This window comes from Bradyrhizobium vignae (assembly GCF_004114425.1).
In the GTDB taxonomy this organism is placed as follows: domain Bacteria; phylum Pseudomonadota; class Alphaproteobacteria; order Rhizobiales; family Xanthobacteraceae; genus Bradyrhizobium; species Bradyrhizobium vignae.
The window spans coordinates 1-1,143 of record NZ_RDQF01000148.1 but is presented as its reverse complement, the minus strand read 5'-3'; the positions used below and the strand labels follow the sequence as shown (position 1 = coordinate 1,143).

1 protein-coding gene is annotated in these 1,143 nt (G+C 62.0%); it reads left to right on the top strand.

Annotation, left to right across the window (positions count from 1 at the left end; genetic code table 11):
- Positions 1-24 precede the first annotated feature (24 nt).
- Positions 25-1,143, top strand: a 1,119-nt coding sequence (locus EAV90_RS39165) for an IS481 family transposase (protein ID WP_129146480.1), incomplete at its 3' end; no start/stop codon positions are given.

Genomic DNA, 1,143 nt, shown 5'->3' with positions numbered 1-1,143 from the left:
TTGGCAGTAAAGGAGGCCAAGTCCATGCCCTGGCGAGAGGTGTCGGTGATGGATCAGCGGCGGGAGTTCGTGCGGCTTGCGATGCAGGAGGGAGCGAACCGGCGGGAGCTCTGCCGGCGGTTCAATATCCATCCCGACACGGGCTACAAATGGCTTGCACGATGGCAAGCGGATCAGAATGTCGACGACCGCTCGCGCCGACCGCATGCGAGCCCGGGACAGACCGATTGCGAGCTTGAGGCACGTATTCTCGCGGTACGCGATGCCCATCCGGCATGGGGAGCTCGCAAGATAGCTCACTGCCTGGAGCGCAATGGCTTGCGTTCGCCAGCAGTCTCAACAGTTCATCAGATCTTGCGTCGGTCTGGCCGCATCAAGCCTCCGATCGGCGGCCCGACGGCAAGCCAGCGTTTCGAGATGCCGGCCCCCAATCTGTTGTGGCAGATGGACTTCAAAGGCTGGGTTCGGCTCGGCAATGATACCCAGTGCCATCCTCTGACGGTGGTGGATGACCACTCCCGCTATGATCTGTGCCTGCAGGCCTGTGCCGATCAACGCACAGATACCGTGCGCAGCCGCTTGGAGAAGACCTTTCGCCACTACGGGCTCCCGGAGGCTTTCTTCGTCGACAATGGTTCGCCCTGGGGTGATCCTTCCGGCGAGCGATGGACACGGTTCTCGGTGTGGCTGCTCAAGCTTGGCGTCGCCGTCATCCACAGCCGCCCATATCACCCGCAAAGCCGCGGCAAGAATGAACGATTCCACCGCACCCTCGCGGCTGAGGTGTTCGCACTGCGACAGTTCCGCGATCTCGCAGAGACGCAGCGTGCCTTCGACGCCTGGCGGGAAGTCTACAACTTCGAACGGCCACACGAGGCGCTCGGACAACAGGTCCCGGCCAGTCGATATCGGCCCAGCCAGCGACCAATGCCCGATCGATTGCCACAGGTCGAATACGACAGCCATGAGATCGTGCGCCGCGTCTCCACGACCAAAGCCTATGTCAGCTTCAAGGGACGTCTTTGGAAAGTGCCACAGGCCTTCCGTGGCGAGCGCCTCGCCATCCGCCCCTCGGCAAACGATGCGCAATACGGGATCTTCTTTGCCGCCCACCAAGTCGCTATCATCGACTTGGCGAGCGGA